Below are 20,769 nucleotides of genomic sequence, written 5' to 3'. Positions count from 1 at the left end.
TTTTTTAAAGGCAGACAAGAAGAATGAAAGCTTACGCCGTACCTTTCGAAAAATTCGTCAACCTGGCCGATGCCCGTCTGGGCACCAAAATCATTTCGGTCACCGATGACTGGTTCGCAGACGCCAATCGTCTGTTCCAACCGACCCCGGCCGTATGGAAGGAGGGCGTGTTCGATGACAACGGCAAGTGGATGGACGGCTGGGAATCACGCCGCAAGCGCTTCGAAGGCTTCGACAGCGCCGTAATCCGTCTGGGCGTACCGGGCTCGATCAAAGGCGTGGACATCGATACTTCATTCTTCACCGGCAACTTCCCGCCATCGGCCTCTCTGGAAGCGTGCTTCCTGGCGTCGGGCGAGCCTGATGAAAACACCCAGTGGACTGAAGTGCTGTCGGCCGTCGAGCTGCAGGGCAACAGCCATCACTACCACGAAATCAGCAACGACCAAGCGTTCAGCCACCTGCGCTTCAACATCTACCCGGACGGAGGTGTTGCCCGTCTGCGCGTGTACGGCATTCCGTTCCGCGATTGGTCCGCTGTGGGTGACAACGAGCAAGTCGATCTGGCAGCAGCCCTCAATGGTGGCCGCGCCCTCGCCTGCTCCGACGAACACTTCGGCCGCATGAGCAACATCCTCAACCCGGGCCGTGGCATCAACATGGGCGACGGCTGGGAAACTGCACGCCGTCGTACGCCAGGCAATGACTGGGTCATCGTCGCGCTGGGTCACCCGGGCGAGATCGAGAAGATCGTCGTCGACACCCTGCACTTCAAAGGCAACTACCCGGACACTTGCTCGATCCAGGGCGCGTTCGTCAAAGGTGGTACTGACAGCCAGATCGAAACCCAGTCGCTGTTCTGGCGTGAACTGCTGCCAAGCCAGAAGCTGGAAATGCACGCCGAACACACCTTCGTCGAGCAGATCAAGGCGCTGGGCCCGATCACCCACATTCGCCTGAACGTGTTCCCGGATGGTGGTGTGAGTCGCCTGCGCGTTTTGGGCAAGGTCGCTAAATAAGGTTGAACCCATTCGCGAGCAAGCTCGCTCCCACAAGGGATTGCATTCCACAGGTGGGAGCGAACCTGCTCGCGAAGGCGTCAGAACAGTCAACACAGAATTCGGATAAGAAGAACAGCATGCGCACACTAACGATTGAACCGCTGAGCAAAGAAGCCTTCGCCCCTTTCGGTGACGTGATCGAAACCGACGGCAGCGATCACTTCATGATCAACAACGGTTCGACCATGCGCTTCCATAAACTGGCGACGGTCGAAACCGCTCAGCCTGAGGACAACGCGATCATCAGCATCTTCCGCGCCGACGCGCAGGACATGCCGCTGACCGTTTGCATGCTGGAACGCCATCCGCTGGGCAGCCAGGCTTTCATTCCGCTGCTCGGCAATCCCTTTCTGATCGTGGTCGCGCCAGTTGGCGATGAACCTGTATCAGGCTTGGTCCGCGCCTTCGTCACCAACGGCAGGCAGGGCATTAATTACCATCGCGGCGTTTGGCACCATCCGGTGCTGACGATCGAAAAGCGGGATGACTTCCTGGTGGTTGATCGCAGTGGCACAGGCAATAACTGCGATGAGCATTTTTTCAAAGAGGATGAGCGTTTGATCCTCGCCCCCCACCAATAAGAGAAGGTCTGATCACTCGACAACAAGAGTGACAGGCGAGAGGTAAAGACTGTGGAAGCACATCTGTTGGAATGGCTGAACCTGAGCGTGCGCTGGGTTCACATGATTACTGGCGTGGCCTGGATCGGCGCGTCGTTCTACTTCGTCTGGCTGGAGAACAACCTCAACCGGGTCAACCCGAAAACCGGCCTGGCCGGTGACCTGTGGGCGATCCACGGTGGCGGTATCTATCACCTGGAAAAATACAAACTGGCCCCGCCGGCGATGCCGGAGAACCTGCACTGGTTCAAATGGGAAGCCTACTTCACCTGGATGTCGGGTATCGCGCTGCTGTGCGTGGTGTTCTACTCCAACCCAACGCTCTACCTGCTGGCTCCGGGCAGCACCCTGAGCGGCCCTGAAGGCGTGGCCATCGGTATTGGCTCGCTGTTTATCGGCTGGTTCATCTACTCCTTCCTGTGCGACTCGGCACTGGGCAAACGCCCTGCTCTGCTCGGCTTCATTCTGTTCGTGCTGATCATCGGCGCAGCGTATGGCTTCAGCAAAGTGTTCAGCGGTCGTGGTGCGTACCTGCACGTCGGCGCGATCATCGGCACCATCATGGTCGGTAACGTGTTCCGCATCATCATGCCGGCGCAGCGTGCACTGGTTGCCGCAATTGCCGAGAACCGCACGCCGGATCCGGCGCTGCCAGCCAAAGGCTTGCTGCGTTCGCGTCACAACAACTACTTCACCTTGCCGGTGCTGTTCATCATGATCAGCAACCACTTCCCGAGCACTTATGGCAGCCAGTACAACTGGTTGATCCTGGCCGGGATCGCGGTGTTGGCGGTGTTGGTGCGTCACTACTTCAACACCCGTCACGACAGCCACAAGTTTGCCTGGACTCTGCCGGTTGCAGCGGTGGGCATGATCACCCTGGCGTACGTCACCGGTCCAACGCCGATGTCGACCGCACCGGAAGTGGCCAAGGCACCAGCCAAAATCGAGTACCAACCGCTGCCGGAAACGGCACTGGGCGGTGGCGCGAAACCGGCTGAAGCGGCGGCACCTGCTGCACCCGCAGCCCCTGCAGCAGCACCGGCGCAAGCCTCCAACGCAGGTCCGGCCTTCGACAAAGTGCACAACGTGATTCAGGAACGTTGCGCGGTTTGCCACTCGGCCAAACCGACCAGCCCGTTGTTCAGTGCGGCGCCTGCCGGTGTGATGTTCGACACCCCAGAGCAAATTCGCCAGAACGCGGCGCGCATCCAGGCGCAAGCCATCACCACGCAGATCATGCCGCTGGGCAACATCACGCAGATGACCCAGCAAGAACGTGACCTGATCGGTGCATGGATCGCCCAGGGAGCACAGACCAACTAAGCAACAAAGCTTCGCGAGCAAGCTCGCTCCCACAGAGATCGCGCATTTCCTGTGGGAGCGAGCCTGCTCGCGAATCGCCTTAACGCGGTTTTACCTGATGCAAAGAAACAGCTGTGAGCAACCCGGCAGCTGTTCAATCACAAGAATAAAAAGATCCGAGGTGTTGCATGTCCGAGCTGTCCAAAGCGCGCATCCCCGACGCACCCGCCATTCAGCGATTGCCCCTTTTGCAACTGATCCTGGTCGGTTTGCAACATGTTCTGCTGATGTACGGCGGTGCCATCGCGGTGCCGCTGATCATTGGACAGGCCGCTGGCCTGAGTCGTGAAGAAATTGCCTTCCTGATCAACGCCGACCTGCTGGTCGCCGGTATCGCCACCATCGTGCAATCCATGGGCATAGGCCCGATGGGCATTCGCATGCCGGTGATGATGGGCGCCAGTTTTGCTGCAGTCGGCAGCATGGTCGCCATGGCCGGCATGCCCGGTATCGGTCTGCAAGGCATCTTCGGTGCGACGATCGCTGCCGGCTTCTTCGGCATGCTCATCGCACCGTTCATGTCCAAGGTCGTGCGCTTTTTCCCGCCGCTGGTGACCGGCACGGTCATCACCTCGATCGGTTTGTCGCTGTTCCCCGTGGCCGTGAACTGGGCCGGTGGCGGCGCCGCTGCTGCGCAATTCGGCTCACCGATTTATCTGGCCATCGCCGCTCTGGTGTTGGGCACCATTCTGTTGATCCACCGCTTTATGCGCGGTTTCTGGGTCAACATCTCAGTCCTGATCGGCATGTGCTTTGGCTATTTGTTGTGCGGTGCAATTGGCATGGTCGACCTGAGCGGCATGGCCAGCGCGCCATGGGTTCAGTTCGTCACTCCGCTGCATTTCGGCATGCCGAAATTCGAACTGGCACCGATTCTGTCGATGTGCCTGGTAGTGGTGATCATCTTTGTTGAATCCACCGGGATGTTCCTTGCGCTGGGCAAGATCACCGGCCAGGAAGTCTGCCCGCGCATGCTGCGTCGCGGCTTGCTGTGTGATGCCGGCGCGTCGTTTGTCGCTGGTTTCTTCAACACCTTCACCCACTCCTCGTTCGCGCAGAACATCGGCCTGGTGCAGATGACCGGCGTGCGCTGCCGCTCGGTGACCATCGTTGCCGGTGGCTTGCTGATCGTGTTGAGCCTGCTGCCGAAAGCAGCGTTTCTGGTGGCGTCGATTCCGCCGGCGGTACTCGGCGGCGCAGCGATTGCAATGTTCGGCATGGTCGCCGCGACCGGGATCAAGATTCTCCAGGAAGCCGACATCGGTGACCGGCGCAACCAGTTGCTGGTCGCGGTGAGCATTGGCATGGGCCTGATCCCGGTGGTGCGTCCGGAGTTTTTTGCGCATTTGCCGATGTGGATGAGCCCGATTACCCACAGCGGCATCGCCATGGCAACGCTCAGCGCGCTGACGCTGAACCTGCTGTTCAACATTCTCGGCGGCAAAGAGCGCGCGGCGATCAATGACTGCCACGCGCATTAACAGCATTACTGATTATCCCTGTGGGAGCGAGCTTGCTCGCGAAGAGGCCATGTCAGTCAACATCACTGTTGAATGACACACCGCTTTCGCGAGCAAGCTCGCTCCCACAGGGACTGTGCAACACCCTGCCTCAAACAATAAAAACAAGAGGGAGCAACAGATGATTCGCACGCAAACCAACGTTCTGTTGAGTGGCGGCCTGCTGGCCGCGAGTCAGGCCATGGCCGGCGATTTACTGCTGTGGCAGACCAACAGCCTGAGCTATCTGTACGGCAAGAATTTCGCAATCAACCCATCGATCCAGCAGACGCTGACCTTTGAGCACGCCGACAAATGGAAGTACGGCGACAACTTCCTGTTTGTCGACAAAATCTTCTACAACGGCAAGGAAGACGCGAACAAAGGCCCGCACGCCTTCTACGGTGAATTCACCCCGCGCTTCTCGTTCGGCAAGATCTTCGACCAGAAGCTCGAGTTCGGCCCGATCAAAGACGTCCTGCTGGCCATGACCTACGAATATGGCGAAGGCGACAGCGAGGCCTACCTGATCGGCCCAGGTTTCGACCTCAAGGTGCCCGGTTTCAACTACGTCACCCTGAACATCTTTCGCCGCCAGACCGAAGGCCCACGCCCCGGCGACGGCGTATGGCAGATCACCCCCGGCTGGTCCTACAGCTTTCCCCTGGGCAATTCCGATGTGCTGATCGACGGCTACCTCGATTGGGTAGTCGACAACGATGAGAACTCACGCGGCACCTACCACGCCAACCTGCACATCAATCCGCAGATCAAATATGACCTGGGCAAAGCTTTGGGCTGGAGCCAGAAGCAACTGTATGTCGGTACCGAATACAGCTATTGGAAAAATAAATACGGCGTTGAAAACACGCACAACTTCGACACCAATCAGAACACCGCCAGCCTGCTGGTGAAGGTGCATTTCTAAGATGGCCCGCAACCGTGCCCCATACCTGTCGTCGGTGCTCTGTTGCGGGGCACTTGAGAGCTGGCCGAGGAGTCAGTATTCTCCGCGGCCTCCTGAATTCGGTCTAAAAAAAAGCCCGGATTTAATTCCTGACCGAAAAGCCAACATATCCCGGCCCCGGTCAGTACCGAGGCATCCCGAAAACACACTCAATCGACTGTTTTTCAGCAGCCGAGCGGGTGTTTTTTTGCTTTTCGAAAGCCTTGGCTCAGCTCTTGCTAACAGCAACGAAGCTGACCGATCGGATGAGTTTTTGCAGCAACGAAAAAAGGCGCCACACCAGAGCGCCGATCTTAAAAAAATAACGTGGAACACCTACTTTGGGAGCAACCGAATGAAACGTATGTGCACCAGCCTGATGCTCGCGGGATCGATGTTGGCCGGCGGCCAGGCCATGGCCGAAGGCCTGCTGCAGTGGCAGAACAACAGCCTGACCTACCTCTATGGCAAGGACTTCCAGGTCAACCCGCGCATCCAGCAGACCGTCACCTTCGAGCACGCCGATGCGTGGAAGTACGGGGACAACTTCCTGTTCGTCGACAAGATCTTCTACAACGGCAAGCCTGACAGCGGCGTCGGCAACAACACGTATTACGGCGAGTTCAGCCCGCGCCTGTCGCTGGGCAAGATCCTCGACCAGAAGATCGAATTCGGCCCGATCAAAGACGTACTGCTGGCGATGACCTACGAGTTCGGTGAAGGTGATGTCGAGTCTTACCTGATCGGCCCTGGTTTCGACCTGGCCATCCCGGGCTTCGACTACTTCCAGTTGAACTTCTATCAGCGCCACACCGAAGGCCCACGTGCGGGCGACAACGTCTGGCAGATCACCCCGGTGTGGTCGTACACCATTCCGGTTGGCAACTCGAACATCCTGATCGACGGTTTCATGGACTGGGTCAGCGACAACGACGTCAACAAAAAGGGCGAGTACCACGCCAACCTGCACTTCAACCCACAGATCAAATATGACCTGGGCAAAGCGCTGCGTCTCGGCGAGAAGCAGTTGTACGTCGGTGTGGAATACGACTACTGGAAAGACAAGTACGGCATCGACGACACCGGTGCATTCAAGACCAATCAGAGCAACACCAGCTTCCTGGTGAAGTACCACTTCTGATCCGGCGGCGTCCGAAAGGACGCCTTCGCGAGCAAGCTCGCTCCCACAGTGGTTCTATGTTGAAGGCGAATTCCGCATACGACGCCGAACCCTGTGGGAGCGAGCTTGCTCGCGAATGGGTTCAAACAAGATTCGAGGCGGACGCCACCGTTTCGGATATCCCGAGAAACCGGCACAGCTCCTCGCGCTTGGCCAACGCATCCCGCCGCCCCAGATCAATCAACTCGCTGCAATACCCCGCCTCGAACAACAGATAACTCAACACCCCTGCCCCACTCGTCTTGGTCGCGCCCGGTCCGCGCAAGAACAAGCGCAACGCCGCCGGCAACTCCTGGCGATGCCGTGCCGCGATTTCATCGATCGGCTGGCTCGGCGAGATCACCAGCACCTCCACCGGCGCCACACCCAACTCGCGGGTCGGCGTGCCGGCGGGCATCAAATGGCTGAACTGGTTGAGACGCTGAAGTAACTCAATGTCGCTCTCCAGGCTGTCAATGAACGTGCTGTTGAGCATGTGCCCGCCAATCTGCGCCAGCGTAGGCTGTTGCCCGGTGTAGGCGCGTTCCAGCGGCTGCTGCGGATCAAAGCCGCGCGGGTTGCCACTGACGCCCACCACCAGCACTCGGCTCGCGCCCAGGTGCAGTGCCGGGCTGATCGGTGCGGATTGCCGCACCGCGCCGTCGCCAAAATATTCATCGCCGAGTTTGACCGGCGCGAACAGCAACGGGATCGCCGAACTGGCCAGCAGGTGCTCCACCGTCAGCTCCGTCGGCACGCCAATGCGCCGATGCCGCAGCCATGAATCGATCTTGCCGCCGCCCTGATAGAACGTCACCGCTTGCCCGGATTCGTAGCCGAACGCCGTCACCGCCACCGCATGCAATTGCTTGCGCGCGATCGATTCGGCGATACCGGGCATGTGCAGTTTTTCATTTAGCAGAGCGCGCAGCGGCGAACTGTTGAGTAGCGCCACCGGCAGTTGCCGACCGAGGCCGAGCAGGCTGTGGCTGACAAAACGGCTGGCCTGACGGATAACCCCGGGCCAGTCACTGCGCAGCACGCGATCGCTGCGAAAGCCCTGCCAGAACAAGGTCAGGCGTTCGATGGCGGCGCGAAAGTCGCTAGCGCCACTGGCGAGGCTGACGGCGTTGATCGCCCCGGCCGAGGTGCCGACGATCACCGGAAACGGATTGTCCGCACCCAGCGGCAGCAATTCGGCAATCGCCGCCAACACGCCCACCTGATACGCCGCCCGAGCCCCGCCGCCGGAAAGAATCAAACCTGTGACCGGTTCAGCTGGGCTCATCGCAACACTCCATGGTGCTTGAAAGGATGGGAGAATCAACCGCGTTTGGCGTACAGCTTCGGCTCGCCCGGTGGACGGCTCTTGAAGCGCCGATGCGCCCACAGGTACTGCTCGGGGCAGGCACGCAACGCACTCTCGACCCACTGATTGATGCGGATGCAGTCGGCTTCTTCGGTTTCGCCGGGGAAATCTTCCAGCGGCGGATGAATCACCAAGCGATAACCGCTGCCGTCGGCCAGACGCTCCTGGGTGAACGGCACGACCAGCGCCTTGCCCAGACGCGCAAATTTCGTCGTCGCTGTCACAGTCGCCGCCTGAATGCCGAACAGCGGCACGAAAATGCTCTGCTTGGCGCCATAGTCCTGATCCGGCGCATACCAGATCGCGCGACCGGAACGCAGCAGCTTGAGCATGCCGCGCACGTCGTCACGCTCCACGGCCAGCGAGTCGAGATTGTGCCGCTCGCGACCGCGACGCTGGACGAAGTCGAACAGCGGGTTTTTGTGTTCGCGGTACATGCCATCAATCGTGTGCTGCTGACCGAGCAACGCCGCGCCGATTTCCAGCGTGGTGAAATGCGCGGCCATCAGAATCACGCCTTTGCCTTCGCGCTGGGCCTTTTGCAAATGCTCCAGGCCTTCAACGTGGGCCAGCTTGGCCAGACGCTCGCGCGACCACCACCAGCTCATGGCCATTTCAAAAAAGGCGATACCGGTGGAGGCGAAATTTTCCTTGAGCAGGCGTTTGCGCTCAGCGGCGGATTTTTCCGGGAAGCACAGTTCAAGATTGCGCTTGGCGATGCGCCGCCGGTCGCCGGCCACGCGATACATCAACGCACCCAAAACACGACCGATGGTCAGCAAGACCGGATACGGCAACTGGACGATCAGCCACAAAAGCCCCAGACCGCACCAGAGCGGCCAGAAGCGTGGCGATAAAAAGGCTGTTCGAAAACGCGGGCGATCCATTAAAGCTTCCGTAAATGCAGTGGCCGCGCATTCTACATCGTTCGACCCGGCTTGCGGCCTGCGGGCGTTCTCGTTATAAGTCTCGGCACTTTTAGTGACAAGCCGTTGTATGCCGACATGAGCCAAACCGAACCGTTAGACCAAGATCCCGTATTCCAGCTCAAGGGCAGCATGCTGGCCATTACTGTGCTGGAACTGGCCCGTAACGACCTCGAAAGCCTCGATCGGCAATTGGCCGCCAAAGTTGCCCAGGCGCCGAACTTCTTCAGCAACGCGCCGCTGGTTCTGGCGCTGGACAAACTGCCGCCAAGCGAAGGCGCCGTCGATCTGCCAGGCCTGATGCGCGTCTGCCGTCAACATGGCCTGCGCACCCTGGCGATTCGCGCCAGCCGTATCGAAGACATCGCCGCCGCCATCGCTATCGACATTCCGGTGCTGCCGCCGTCGGGCGCCCGTGAACGACCGCTGGAAACACCCGAAGCCGAGGTCAAAAAGAAGCCGGAAAAACCGCCGGAGCCAACGGTCAAACCGACCCGCGTCATCACCACGCCAGTACGTGGTGGCCAACAGATATATGCCCAGGGTGGCGATTTGGTCGTGGTGTCCTCGGTCAGTCCGGGGGCGGAACTTCTCGCCGATGGCAACATCCATGTATACGGCCCGATGCGTGGTCGGGCGCTGGCCGGCGTGAAGGGTGACACCAAGGCACGGATTTTCTGTCAGCAATTGAGCGCTGAACTGATCTCCATCGCCGGTCATTACAAGGTTTCCGAAGATTTGCGCCGCGACCCTATGTGGGGCTCGGGCGTACAGGTCAGCCTGTCGGGCGACGTGTTGAACATCATTCGGCTTTAACGGATACTGCCGCATTTTCCAAGCATCTCTAAAACGTAGCGAAAACGGCTCAAACGAAGTAGGAAAAAGGCTCAATGCCGAATTCCAGCCAAGGCTGTCCGACTGCAGTAGTTTTCAAGAGATGTTTTTCAGGGGCTAAAAAGTCCTTCTTCCTTAGGGGTGAAACACCTTGGCCAAGATTCTCGTGGTTACATCCGGCAAGGGTGGTGTGGGTAAGACCACCACCAGCGCCGCTATCGGTACCGGCCTCGCTCTGCGCGGCCACAAAACAGTGATCGTCGACTTCGACGTGGGCTTGCGTAACCTTGACCTGATCATGGGTTGCGAGCGCCGCGTGGTGTATGACTTCGTCAACGTGGTCAACGGCGAAGCCAACCTGCAACAAGCGCTGATCAAAGACAAGCGCCTGGAAAACCTCTACGTACTGGCCGCCAGTCAGACCCGCGACAAAGACGCGCTGACTGTCGAAGGCGTGGAAAAAGTCCTGATGGAGCTCAAGGAACAATTCGAGTTCGTCGTCTGCGACTCCCCGGCGGGCATCGAGAAAGGTGCTCACCTGGCCATGTACTTCGCTGATGAAGCGATCGTCGTGACCAACCCGGAAGTGTCCTCGGTACGAGATTCGGACCGCATGCTGGGCCTGCTGGCCAGCAAATCGCGCCGCGCCGAACGTGGCGAAGACCCGATCAAGGAACACTTGCTGATCACTCGCTACCATCCAGAGCGTGTTGAAAAGGGCGAAATGCTGGGCGTTGAAGACGTCAAGGAAATCCTCTCGGTAACCCTGCTCGGCGTGATCCCGGAATCCCAGGCGGTGCTCAAGGCATCCAACCAGGGCGTCCCGGTGATTCTCGACGACCAGAGCGATGCCGGTCAGGCCTACAGCGATACCGTCGACCGTTTGCTGGGCAAAGAAAAAGCCCACCGTTTCCTCGATGTCGAGAAGAAGGGATTCTTCGAGCGCCTGTTTGGAGGTAGGTAATGAACCTTTTTGACTTCTTTCGTGCCAACAAAAAGCCAAGTACCGCCTCGGTAGCGAAAGAGCGTCTACAGATCATCGTGGCGCATGAGCGCGGCCAGCGCAGCACGCCGGATTACTTGCCAGCCTTGCAGAAGGAACTGGTCGACGTGATCCGCAAGTACGTCAACATCGGCAACGACGACGTACATGTTGCACTGGAAAGCCAGGGCAGTTGCTCGATTCTGGAACTCAACATCACCCTGCCTGATCGCTGAGTCGATCCGGCAGGTACGACGGCGGTTCAGGGCCATCCCCATGCGGGATGGCCCTGAACCGCCGTTGGCATTTGTTACGAGGCTGTTTTAATGCCGCTGTCCAACATCCGCATCATCCATCAGGACGCCGCCGTGCTGGTGGTCGACAAACCGACGTTGCTGCTCTCGGTGCCCGGTCGGGCCGACGACAACAAGGATTGCCTGATTACCCGCCTGCAGGAAAACGGCTACCCCGAAGCGCGCATCGTCCATCGCCTGGACTGGGAAACCTCCGGCATCATTTTGCTGGCGCGTGATGCCGATACGCATCGCGAACTGTCCCGGCAGTTTCATGACCGCGAAACTGAAAAGGCCTACACCGCACTGGCCTGGGGTCAGCCGGAACTGGACAGTGGCAGCATCGATTTGCCCTTGCGTTACGACCCGCCGACCAAACCGCGCCATGTCGTCGACCACGAATTCGGCAAGCATGCGCTGACCTTCTGGCGTGTGCTGGAGCGTTGCGGCGACTGGTGCCGCGTTGAGCTGACACCGATCACCGGCCGCTCGCATCAGTTGCGCGTGCACATGCTGTCGATCGGGCATCCGCTGCTCGGTGATGGCCTCTACGCCCACGAGCAGGCGCTGGCGGCATGGCCACGCCTGTGCCTGCACGCGAGCATGCTCAGCTTCACCCATCCGCAAACCGGCGAACGCCTGCGTTTCGAGTGCCCTGCGCCGTTCTGACAAGCACCACCGAACCCATGTGGGAGCGAGCAGGCTCGCTCCCACATGGGTTCGGTGCAGATTCAATTCCCCGGCCGATGCGTTAAACTCCCGCCCACTGCTGTCTGGAGTTTCTTATGCGCGAAGAGTTGAACCAAGGCCTGATCGACTTTCTCAAGGCCTCCCCTACCCCGTTCCACGCCACCGCCAGTCTGGTGCAGCGTCTGGAGGCTGCCGGTTTCGTGCGCCTCGACGAGCGCGAGCCCTGGACCACCGAGCCGAACGGCCGCTATTACGTCACCCGTAACGACTCTTCGATTGTCGCGATCAAAATGGGCCGCACTTCGCCACTGCACGGCGGCATCCGCCTGGTCGGCGCACACACTGACAGCCCGTGCCTGCGGGTCAAACCGCAGCCGGAACTGCAGCGTCAGGGCTTCTGGCAACTCGGTGTTGAAGTCTACGGCGGTGCCCTCCTGGCGCCGTGGTTCGACCGTGATCTGTCGCTGGCCGGCCGCGTGACCTTCCGCCGCGACGGCAAAGTCGAAAGCCAGTTGATCGACTTCAAGGCGCCAATCGCGATCATTCCCAACCTGGCCATTCACCTCAACCGTGAAGCCAATCAGGGCTGGGCGATCAACGCGCAGACCGAACTGCCACCGATCCTCGCGCAATTCGCCGGTGACGAGCGCGTCGACTTCCGCGCCGTGCTCACCGATCAACTGGCCCGCGAACATGGCTTGAACGCCGACGTCGTGCTCGATTACGAGTTGAGTTTCTACGACACGCAAAGCGCTGCAGTGATCGGCCTCAACGGCGACTTCATAGCCGGCGCGCGCCTCGATAACCTGCTGTCGTGCTACGCCGGCCTGCAAGCCTTGCTGACCGCCGAAACCGACGAAACCTGCGTGCTGGTGTGCAACGACCACGAAGAAGTCGGTTCCTGCTCGGCCTGCGGCGCCGATGGCCCGATGCTCGAACAAACCCTGCGTCGTCTGCTGCCGGAAGGTGACGAGTTCGTCCGCACCATCCAGAAGTCCCTGCTGGTCTCGGCCGACAACGCCCACGGCGTGCACCCCAACTACGCGGAAAAGCACGATGCCAACCACGGCCCGAAACTCAACGCCGGCCCGGTGATCAAGGTCAACAGCAACCAGCGCTACGCCACCAACAGCGAAACCGCCGGGTTCTTCCGTCATCTGTGCATGGCCGAAGAAGTGCCGGTACAGAGCTTCGTGGTGCGCAGCGACATGGGTTGCGGCTCGACCATCGGCCCGATCACCGCCAGCCACCTCGGTGTGCGCACTGTCGACATCGGCCTGCCGACCTTCGCCATGCACTCGATCCGCGAACTGTGCGGCAGCCATGACCTGGCACATCTGGTCAAAGTACTCAGCGCGTTCTACGCCTGCCGCGAATTGCCCTAAAAGCTTCGCGAGCAGGTCGAATCGTCGCACCGTCGCTCCCACAGTTTGAAATGCATTCCAATGTGGGAGCGAGCCTGCTCGCGAAAGCGTCAGTTCAGGCAGCACAAATTTCATCTTGAAACCGGCTCAACTCTGATACACATCAGAACAGCTCAAGCAAAACCGACCTAGACTTACATCATTCATTTCGACAAGGCAGTCTCCATGATCTCGATGTCTTCGTTCCACGCCATGCTCATTCCGATTCTGAGCGGGATGATCCTGCTGGCGATCGGTTTCAACTTCCGTGACAAGAACGCCGGGGTATTTGCCATGTGGGTCGGCATGCTGACGATCCTCGCCACGGTGGTCTACAAGATACTCGCCAAACTCAACGAATAAATCCGCGCCCGGCTCGCATTGAATGGGTGGGCCTCGTACACTCCAGCGAATCCGCCCCTTGCGAGGTTGACCGCCTAGTGTTCGCTCGTCTTTTTGCTTTGCCCAGTCTGTTCCTTGTCTGCCTGATGACACTGCTGCCGATGGCGCCCGCCCACGCGGTCGGCTTGCCTGGTCTGCTCAACACCAACAAGGCCCAGCCAGAAGCCCAGGAACCGCTCGGCCAGTCCCTCGACGAAGTCATCAAGTCGCTGGAAAACGACAAGCAACGCGCGCAACTGCTGACCGACCTGAAAAAGCTGCGCGACGCCACCAAAAAGGCCCAGGCCAGCCCCGAAGAAGGCGTACTCGGCCTGATCGGCGGGACCCTCGCCAACTTCGAAAAGCAATTCACCGGTGCCGACAGCCCGCTCAACCGCTGGGGCAACGAGTTCGACCTGGCCAAGGACGAACTGAGCGCGATGCTGCTACCGGCCAACGAGTGGCTGCCGATCATTTTCGGTTTCGCCATGATCCTGATGGTCTGGAGCCTGCTCGCCGCCGCGCTGATCTGGCTCAGTCACCGGGTACGCATGCGCTTCGGCCTCACCGAAGAACTGCCGCAACACCCCAAAGCCCTCGACATGCTGCGCTTTGCATTACGCAAGCTCGGGCCATGGCTGATCGCGTTGGTAATGACCGTCTACATGAGCTACGCGCTACCGTCGTCGCTAGGCAAAAGCCTGGCGATGGTGCTGGCCTATGCGCTGGTGGTCGGCACCTGTTTCTCGGCGATCTGCGTGATCGCGTTTTCCCTGCTCGACGGCCCGCACCGCCATCGTGCGCTGTACATCCTGCGTCATCAGGCGTTCCGGCCGCTGTGGCTGATCGGCAGCTTCGCCGCGTTCGGTGAAGCGTTGAACGATCCGCGCCTGATCGAAAGCCTCGGCGTGCATCTGGCCCACACGGCCGCGACCATCGCCAATGTCCTCGCGGCAATCTCCACCGGCCTGTTTATCCTGCGTTTCCGCCGGCCGATCGCGCACTTGATTCGCAACCAGCCGCTGTCACGACGCCTGACCCGCCGCGCCCTCAGCGATACCATCGAAATCCTCGGTACCTTCTGGTACGTGCCGGCGCTGGTGCTGGTCGGCATCTCGCTGTTCGCCACGTTCGTCTCCGCCGGCGACACCAGCACCGCACTGCGTCAGTCGCTGATCTGCACCGTGCTGCTGGTGTTGTGCATGGTGATCAACGGCCTCGTGCGCCGCCACTCACTGAAACCGCAACGCGGGCCGAAACGTCACGCGCTGTATTCCGAGCGTCTGAAAAACTTCTTTTATACCCTCGCGCACCTGCTGGTCTGGCTGGTCTTTATCGAACTCGGCCTGCGCGTCTGGGGCCAGTCGCTGATCGGTTTTGCCGAAGGTGAGGGGCATGATGTCAGCGTCAAACTGTTCAGCCTGATCGGCACACTGATTTTCTCCTGGCTGATCTGGATCCTCGCCGACACGGCCGTGCACCACGCCCTCACCCGCTCGCGCAAAGGTCTGGCGAATGCCCGCGCGCAAACGATGATGCCGCTGATCCGCAACGTGCTGTTCGTGGCGATTTTCATCATTGCGTTGATCGTCGCGCTGGCCAACATGGGCATGAACGTCACGCCACTGCTGGCCGGTGCCGGTGTGATCGGTCTGGCCATCGGTTTCGGTGCGCAGTCGCTGGTAGCGGACCTGATCACCGGCCTGTTCATCATCATCGAAGACTCGCTGGCCATCGATGACTACGTCGACGTCGGCGGCCACCTCGGCACTGTCGAAGGCCTGACCATCCGCACCGTGCGCCTGCGCGATATCGACGGCATCGTCCACACCATCCCGTTCAGCGAAATCAAAAGCATCAAGAACTACTCGCGGGAGTTCGGTTACGCGATCTTCCGTGTCGCGGTGCCGTACAACATGGAAATCGACGACGCGATCAAACTGATGCGCGAAGTCGGCCAGAAGATGCGCACCGATCCGCTGCAACGGCGCAACATCTGGTCGCCGCTGGAGATTCAGGGCGTCGAAAGTTTCGAATCCGGCAGCGCGATTCTGCGCGCGCGGTTCAAGACCGCGCCGATCAAACAATGGGAAGTGTCTCGAGCCTTCAACCTGTCGCTCAAACGCCATCTCGACGAAGCCGGACTCGATCTGGCGACGCCGCGCATGAGCGTGCAAGTGATCACTGCCGGTGGCGGCCAGCCGAAGGAATAGCACTCAGGCACGCGGTTGCAGTCACAGGCAGGGAAGCCCGACAACAATAAGCAAGGAGAACCCGATGCAACTGACGCGCATTGCCCAAGCCGTTCTACTCAGCCTGTTCGCCAGCAACGCTGGCGCCGCGACGCTGGAAAGCACCCGCACAACGATCGCCGAACAAGCGCAAAAGCTCGAGCCCGAACTGCTGGAAACCCGCCGCGACATCCACGCCCACCCGGAACTCGGCAACACGGAAAAACGCACCGCCGAGCTGGTCGCCAATCAACTCAAAGCCCTGGGCCTGGACGTCAAAACCGGCGTCGCCCGCACCGGTGTAGTCGCCGTCCTCAAAGGCGCCCTGCCCGGCCCGACCGTGGCTCTGCGCGCCGACATGGACGCGCTGCCGGTCAAGGAAGTCGCCGACCTGCCGTTCGCCTCAAAAGCCAAAGGCACCTACCTCGACAAAGAAGTCGACGTCATGCATGCCTGCGGCCACGATGCGCACACCGCCATCCTGCTGAGCACAGCGAAAATTCTCACCGGTATGCGCGACACCCTGCCCGGCACCGTGGTGTTCTACTTCCAACCCGCCGAAGAAGGCCCCAGCGACTTCATCCCCGACGGCAAAAACACCTGGGGCGCAAAAATGATGGTCGAGGAAGGCGTGATGAAATCACCAAAACCCGATGCGGTCTTCGGCCTGCACGTCTGGGCCGGCGTTCCCGCCGGCCAGATCGCCTTCCGCCCAGGCGCCACCCTGGCCAGCTCCGACGACCTGCGCATCAAAATCCTCGGCAAACAGACCCACGCCGGCCGCCCATGGGACGGCATCGACCCGATCACCGTCGGCGCGCAAACCATCGTCGGCCTGCAAACCGTGGTCAGCCGCCGCACCGATATCTCGTCTTATCCGTCAGTGGTCAGCATCGGCACCATCAACGGCGGGACGCGCTACAACATCATTCCCGAATCCGTCGACATGACCGGCACGATCCGCTCCTACGACTACGGCATCCGCCAGAAACTGCATGCCGACGTCCGCCAGACCGTGGAAAAAATCGCCGAAAGCGGCGGCGCCAAAGCCGACGTCACCATCATCGAAAAATACGACCCGACCATCAACAACCCGGCACTGACGGAAAAAATGCTGCCGACGTTGAAGTGGGCGGCCAAGGATGATGTGGTGAATGCACCGCTGGTGGGTGGCGCGGAAGACTTCTCGTTCTTTGCCAAGGAAGTGCCGGGACTGTTTGTGTTTCTCGGCGTGACGCCAAGAGACCAGGACATGAGCAAGGCAGCGCCGAATCACAATCCGGGGTTCTTTGTCGATGAGTCGGCGCTGGTGGTAGGCGTGAGAACATTGGCCTCGTTGGCGACGGATTATCTGTATGCCAATGCGGGGGCGGGCAAGTAGGAATGAGGTGACTGTGGGGGCGTCTTCGCGAGCAAGCTCGCTCCCACATTTGGACCGTGTACAGCCTGCCAGAAACAGGTCGGCTGTCAGGGCGTCATCGCTGGCAGGTCGAACCGTCGCACCGCAGCGCCCACAGTTTTAATTTGCGAACACCCATGCGGCAAAGCCGCCCCACTCAACACAATGAGCGTTAGCTCGAGTACCGCTTTTGATCTTGATCCACGGGCGACGTCGGAAGGCTGAGTGGAGGGATTGATCCGGGCGTGGGAGCGCAGCGACCGTTTGGCGCAGCCAAACACAGCGAGAGGAGGTGCAGCGAAGCAAACCGTAGACGCTGCGCCCGGATCAATCCCGCAGCGAAGGAACCCCGAGCCCCAGCGAGCGGGCCGCACGCAGGAGCAAGCGTTTTTTTGCTTACTTTTTTTAGGCGTTTGTAAAAAAAGTGAGTCGCCGTAAGGGCGAAACCCTAAGCCGCCGTTACCGCAGCAACGGATATGCCCCCAAAACGATCAAACAACATCAACCCCAACGTGAATCGCATCATGCCGCCAAAACTCCAGATCACAATCAATCAACCGCTCATGCTGATCATAATTAACCCGAGCAATCCGTAACCCGGGGCTCCCCACCGACACCCGCAAAGCCGCCGCCGCATCCACCGACAATGACGTAGGCACAATCTCAAAGCGCACCCGCCCATAGTGCAAATCGTAATGCCGCGCATACAACTCGGTGATCGACTGATTCAAATCAAACTCAAGAATCCCCGGAAAAAACTGCGGATTCAAATAATGCTCCACATACAACACCAACCGCCCATCAATGCGCCGCGACCGGCAAATCTGAATCACGCTCGACAACGCCGGCAACTGCAACCACGCACACACCGCCGCCGAAGCCGGCTGCAAACGCGCCGAAATCACCTCGGTCGACGGCACCCGCCCTTGCGCACTGACCATCGCGTGAAAGTGACTGCGCTGCATCAGGTTATAGGCCAGACGCGGCGGCGAGACGAACCAGCCACGGCGCTCCTCACGATAAATCTGCCCCTGCGCCTCCAGTTGCAGCAACGCCTCTCGCACAGTAATCCGCGTCGTACCGAACAACTCACTGAGCTTGCGCTCGGCCGGCAACTTGCTGCCCGCCGCCAGCAACCCGTGATCGAGCTGCTCTTGCAGCACCTGGCCAATCGCTGTCACCGCTTTTGTTGCCTCATCGCGCATCAACGTTACCTATCTGGACTAGACCAGCACTGTTTCGGGGCAAAACTGCACGGCGATCAAGCCGTTTCCTGATGTTGCAAGCCTAGGCAGTGCAGATGACCAAGAGATGACAAAACTACCGAACGGTCGTCTTCACGACTTGCAATACATCGGCCAAGTCCCTTGCTCTCCGGGCCTTTGGGCATGGTCTACGCTTATCTGGCAGCCGCCAATACCGGGCAAATAAAAGGCCTGACACAAGGCCACCGACATCAAAGTGTCATCCAGCCCCCTTAAATTGGCTCAGGTATTGCTGACCTAGACCAACACACACCGCAATCGCAGCGTTGAACACGACCAAGGAGCTTCGGAATGAAACAGCTTTTCCTGGCAACACTGTTAGGCTCGACCATTGCAATGTGCACCTCCGCCATGGCGGCCGGCACCGATCTGAAAACCCTCGAAGCCGCTGCGAAAGCGGAAGGCGCCGTCAACAGCGTCGGCATGCCCGATGACTGGGCCAACTGGAAAGGCACCTGGGAAGACCTGGCCAAAACCTATGGCCTGAAGCACATCGACACCGACATGAGCTCGGCCCAGGAAATCGCCAAGTTCGCCGCCGAAAAAGACAACGCCACTGCCGATATCGGCGACGTCGGTGCGGCCTTCGGCCCGATCGCGGTCAAGCAAGGCGTGGTGCAACCGTACAAGCCAAGCACCTGGGATCAGGTTCCGGACTGGGCCAAGGACAAGGACGGCAACTGGGCACTGGCCTACACGGGCACCATCGCGTTTATCGTTAACAAGAAGCTGCTGCACGGCTCCGAAGTGCCAACCAAATGGGCTGACCTCAAGGGCGGCAAATACAAGGTCTCCATTGGTGACGTGAGCACCGCCGCCCAAGCCGCCAACGGCGTTCTGGCTGCGGCACTGGCCAACGGTGGCGACGAGAAAAACATCAAGCCTGCGCTGCTGCTGTTCGCCGACATCGCCAAACAGGGTCGCCTGTCGATGGCCAACCCGACCATCGCCACCATGGAAAAAGGCGAGATCGAAGTCGGCGTGGTCTGGGACTTCAACGGCCTCAGCTACAAAGCCAAAATGGCCAACCCGGATGACTACGTGGTGCTGATCCCGTCCGACGGTTCGGTGATTTCCGGCTACACCACGATCATCAACAAGTACGCGAAAAACCCGAACGCCGCCAAGCTGACCCGCGAATACATCTTCAGCGACGCCGGCCAGACCAACCTCGCCCGCGGCAACGCCCGTCCGATCCGCGCCGAACACCTGCAACTGCCGGAAGACGTGAAGGCCAAGCTGCTGCCGAACGAGCAGTACAAAAAGGTCACCCCGATCAAAGACGCCGATGCGTGGGAAAAGACTTCGAAAGCCCTGCCACAGGCGTGGAACGAAGAAGTCATCGTCGAGATGAAATAAGCCTGTAGATCCCTCTTCGGGATCCGCTGGAGTTCCAAATGTGGGAGCGAGCTTGCTCGCGAATGCGGTTATTCATTCAGCATTGATGTTGGCTGACATGACGCCTTCGCGAGCAAGCTCGCTCCCACAAGGGATTGAGTTGATTTCGGAATATTTGAATTTCGCGGAGTTTTTGCCCCTATGAAGCACAACGTCATCCTTGTCGTGCTCGACGGTCTCAACTACGAGGTCGCACGTCACGCCATGGGGCATCTGCAGGCTTATGTTGGCGCAGGACGCGCCGCGCTCTATCAGTTGGAGTGCGAACTGCCGGCCCTGTCCCGACCGCTTTATGAATGCATCCTCACCGGCGTGCCGCCGATCGACAGCGGCATCGTCCACAACAACGTCTCGCGCTTGTCCAACCAGCGCAGCATTTATCACTACGCGCGCGACGCCGGTCTGAAAACCGCTGCGGCGGCGTATCACTGGGTCAGCGAGTTGTACAACCGCTCGCCCTTCGTCGCCGCCCGCGACCGCCACACCGACAATCTGTCGCTGCCGATCCAGCACGGGCATTTCTACTGGAGCGATCACTACCCGGATTCGCACCTGTTCGCCGACGCCGAAAACCTGCGCCTGCGCCACGATCCGAATTTCCTGCTGATCCACCCGATGAACATCGACGACGCCGGGCACAAGCACGGCCTCGACAGCTCGCAATACCGCAACAGCGCCCGCTCGGCCGACATTATCCTCGCCGACTACTTGCAGAGTTGGCTCGACGCTGGCTATCAGGTATTGGTGACCGCCGATCACGGCATGAACAACGATCGCTCGCACAACGGCCTGTTGCCGGAAGAACGCCAGGTGCCGCTGTTTGTCCTCGGTGACGCGTTCAGCCTCGACGCTGGCGCCGCACCCAAGCAGACCGAAATCTGCGGCACCGTCTGCGAATTGCTCGGCGTGCCCCACGACAAACCTGTGTGCCGGGAGTTGCTCAAGTGA

General features: G+C 59.8%; 19 protein-coding genes. 16 read left to right on the top strand and 3 right to left on the bottom strand.

What is annotated here, in order from left to right; all coding sequences use genetic code 11:
• Positions 1-23: 23 nt before the first annotated feature.
• From alc to AB4N74_RS03265, 6 genes are all read left to right on the top strand, one after another.
• On the top strand, positions 24-1,019 hold the full coding sequence (gene alc / locus AB4N74_RS03290; RefSeq protein WP_007913974.1) for an allantoicase: 996 nt from the start codon (positions 24-26) through the stop codon (positions 1,017-1,019).
• 119 nt (positions 1,020-1,138) lie between these two features.
• Positions 1,139-1,642 carry an ureidoglycolate lyase gene (locus AB4N74_RS03285; RefSeq protein ID WP_034151759.1) on the top strand — a complete coding sequence of 168 codons (504 nt, stop codon included), beginning with the start codon at positions 1,139-1,141 and terminating at the stop codon, positions 1,640-1,642.
• 51 nt (positions 1,643-1,693) lie between these two features.
• Positions 1,694-3,007 (top strand): urate hydroxylase PuuD, encoded by a 1,314-nt coding sequence (locus AB4N74_RS03280; RefSeq protein WP_116256621.1) that lies wholly within the window; start codon positions 1,694-1,696, stop codon positions 3,005-3,007.
• A 167-nt stretch (positions 3,008-3,174) separates the two neighbouring features.
• The gene (locus AB4N74_RS03275; protein ID WP_099758423.1) at positions 3,175-4,527 is read left to right on the top strand and encodes a nucleobase:cation symporter-2 family protein; all 1,353 of its coding nucleotides are present in this window, start codon (positions 3,175-3,177) and stop codon (positions 4,525-4,527) included.
• A 160-nt stretch (positions 4,528-4,687) separates the two neighbouring features.
• Positions 4,688-5,473, top strand: a complete 786-nt coding sequence (locus AB4N74_RS03270; protein ID WP_064118622.1) for an outer membrane protein OmpK — start codon at positions 4,688-4,690, stop codon at positions 5,471-5,473.
• Between the two features lie 373 nt (positions 5,474-5,846).
• Positions 5,847-6,632, top strand: a complete 786-nt coding sequence (locus tag AB4N74_RS03265; protein ID WP_093441644.1) for an outer membrane protein OmpK — start codon at positions 5,847-5,849, stop codon at positions 6,630-6,632.
• Between the two features lie 121 nt (positions 6,633-6,753).
• Here AB4N74_RS03265 and AB4N74_RS03260 read toward each other — a convergent pair whose 3' ends face one another.
• A complete protein-coding gene (locus AB4N74_RS03260) occupies positions 6,754-7,938 on the bottom strand; it encodes a patatin-like phospholipase family protein (RefSeq protein WP_093441640.1) in 1,185 nt (394 codons plus the stop codon).
• A 35-nt stretch (positions 7,939-7,973) separates the two neighbouring features.
• On the bottom strand, positions 7,974-8,906 hold the full coding sequence (locus AB4N74_RS03255; RefSeq protein WP_093441635.1) for a lipid A biosynthesis lauroyl acyltransferase: 933 nt from the start codon (positions 8,904-8,906) through the stop codon (positions 7,974-7,976).
• 117 nt (positions 8,907-9,023) lie between these two features.
• Between AB4N74_RS03255 and minC the strand changes: the two genes are divergently transcribed.
• The 8 genes from minC to AB4N74_RS03215 all read left to right on the top strand — a co-directional run bounded on the left by minC (position 9,024) and on the right by AB4N74_RS03215 (position 17,140).
• Complete coding sequence (minC, locus tag AB4N74_RS03250; protein WP_026000431.1) at positions 9,024-9,761, top strand: septum site-determining protein MinC; 738 nt, start codon at positions 9,024-9,026, stop codon at positions 9,759-9,761.
• Between the two features lie 169 nt (positions 9,762-9,930).
• Positions 9,931-10,743 (top strand): septum site-determining protein MinD, encoded by an 813-nt coding sequence (gene minD / locus AB4N74_RS03245; RefSeq protein ID WP_007913953.1) that lies wholly within the window; start codon positions 9,931-9,933, stop codon positions 10,741-10,743.
• Complete coding sequence (gene minE, locus AB4N74_RS03240; RefSeq protein ID WP_003223146.1) at positions 10,743-10,997, top strand: cell division topological specificity factor MinE; 255 nt, start codon at positions 10,743-10,745, stop codon at positions 10,995-10,997. Before minD ends, minE begins: the two co-directional genes overlap by 1 nt.
• Before the next feature lie 90 nt (positions 10,998-11,087).
• Positions 11,088-11,723, top strand: a complete 636-nt coding sequence (locus tag AB4N74_RS03235) for an RluA family pseudouridine synthase (RefSeq protein WP_007960625.1) — start codon at positions 11,088-11,090, stop codon at positions 11,721-11,723.
• Positions 11,724-11,839: 116 nt separating this feature from the next.
• Positions 11,840-13,129 (top strand): M18 family aminopeptidase, encoded by a 1,290-nt coding sequence (locus AB4N74_RS03230; RefSeq protein ID WP_007919200.1) that lies wholly within the window; start codon positions 11,840-11,842, stop codon positions 13,127-13,129.
• Positions 13,130-13,333: 204 nt separating this feature from the next.
• A complete protein-coding gene (locus AB4N74_RS03225; RefSeq protein WP_175559679.1) occupies positions 13,334-13,510 on the top strand; it encodes a hypothetical protein in 177 nt (58 codons plus the stop codon).
• Positions 13,511-13,587: 77 nt separating this feature from the next.
• Complete coding sequence (locus tag AB4N74_RS03220; protein ID WP_116256618.1) at positions 13,588-15,741, top strand: mechanosensitive ion channel family protein; 2,154 nt, start codon at positions 13,588-13,590, stop codon at positions 15,739-15,741.
• Positions 15,742-15,805: 64 nt separating this feature from the next.
• Complete coding sequence (locus AB4N74_RS03215; protein WP_116256617.1) at positions 15,806-17,140, top strand: amidohydrolase; 1,335 nt, start codon at positions 15,806-15,808, stop codon at positions 17,138-17,140.
• Positions 17,141-17,649: 509 nt separating this feature from the next.
• Here AB4N74_RS03215 and AB4N74_RS03210 read toward each other — a convergent pair.
• Positions 17,650-18,363 carry a UTRA domain-containing protein gene (locus tag AB4N74_RS03210; protein WP_064121017.1) on the bottom strand — a complete coding sequence of 238 codons (714 nt, stop codon included), beginning with the start codon at positions 18,361-18,363 and terminating at the stop codon, positions 17,650-17,652.
• 351 nt (positions 18,364-18,714) lie between these two features.
• On the opposite strand from AB4N74_RS03210, the gene AB4N74_RS03205 reads away from it, so the two are divergent.
• Complete coding sequence (locus AB4N74_RS03205) at positions 18,715-19,782, top strand: ABC transporter substrate-binding protein (protein WP_093441622.1); 1,068 nt, start codon at positions 18,715-18,717, stop codon at positions 19,780-19,782.
• Positions 19,783-19,962: 180 nt separating this feature from the next.
• Positions 19,963-20,769 (top strand): alkaline phosphatase family protein, encoded by an 807-nt coding sequence (locus AB4N74_RS03200; protein WP_093441617.1) that lies wholly within the window; start codon positions 19,963-19,965, stop codon positions 20,767-20,769.

This window comes from Pseudomonas sp. H3_C08, assembly GCF_054669455.1.
The sequence above is the reverse complement of the archived record's forward strand: the minus strand, read 5'-3'. Positions and strand labels throughout refer to the sequence as shown.

Excerpts from the sequence above, each read along its gene's own strand:
- alc (WP_007913974.1), top strand. The coding sequence starts at position 24 with ATGAAAGCTTACGCCGTACCTTTCGAAAAATTCGTCAACCTGGCCGAT.
- AB4N74_RS03285 (WP_034151759.1), top strand. The coding sequence starts at position 1,139 with ATGCGCACACTAACGATTGAACCGCTGAGCAAAGAAGCCTTCGCCCCT.
- AB4N74_RS03275 (WP_099758423.1), top strand. The coding sequence starts at position 3,175 with ATGTCCGAGCTGTCCAAAGCGCGCATCCCCGACGCACCCGCCATTCAG.
- AB4N74_RS03270 (WP_064118622.1), top strand. The coding sequence starts at position 4,688 with ATGATTCGCACGCAAACCAACGTTCTGTTGAGTGGCGGCCTGCTGGCC.
- AB4N74_RS03265 (WP_093441644.1), top strand. The coding sequence starts at position 5,847 with ATGAAACGTATGTGCACCAGCCTGATGCTCGCGGGATCGATGTTGGCC.
- AB4N74_RS03260 (WP_093441640.1), bottom strand. The coding sequence starts at position 7,938 with ATGAGCCCAGCTGAACCGGTCACAGGTTTGATTCTTTCCGGCGGCGGG.
- AB4N74_RS03255 (WP_093441635.1), bottom strand. The coding sequence starts at position 8,906 with ATGGATCGCCCGCGTTTTCGAACAGCCTTTTTATCGCCACGCTTCTGG.
- minC (WP_026000431.1), top strand. The coding sequence starts at position 9,024 with ATGAGCCAAACCGAACCGTTAGACCAAGATCCCGTATTCCAGCTCAAG.
- minE (WP_003223146.1), top strand. The coding sequence starts at position 10,743 with ATGAACCTTTTTGACTTCTTTCGTGCCAACAAAAAGCCAAGTACCGCC.
- AB4N74_RS03235 (WP_007960625.1), top strand. The coding sequence starts at position 11,088 with ATGCCGCTGTCCAACATCCGCATCATCCATCAGGACGCCGCCGTGCTG.
- AB4N74_RS03230 (WP_007919200.1), top strand. The coding sequence starts at position 11,840 with ATGCGCGAAGAGTTGAACCAAGGCCTGATCGACTTTCTCAAGGCCTCC.
- AB4N74_RS03225 (WP_175559679.1), top strand. The coding sequence starts at position 13,334 with ATGATCTCGATGTCTTCGTTCCACGCCATGCTCATTCCGATTCTGAGC.
- AB4N74_RS03215 (WP_116256617.1), top strand. The coding sequence starts at position 15,806 with ATGCAACTGACGCGCATTGCCCAAGCCGTTCTACTCAGCCTGTTCGCC.
- AB4N74_RS03210 (WP_064121017.1), bottom strand. The coding sequence starts at position 18,363 with ATGCGCGATGAGGCAACAAAAGCGGTGACAGCGATTGGCCAGGTGCTG.
- AB4N74_RS03205 (WP_093441622.1), top strand. The coding sequence starts at position 18,715 with ATGAAACAGCTTTTCCTGGCAACACTGTTAGGCTCGACCATTGCAATG.
- AB4N74_RS03200 (WP_093441617.1), top strand. The coding sequence starts at position 19,963 with ATGAAGCACAACGTCATCCTTGTCGTGCTCGACGGTCTCAACTACGAG.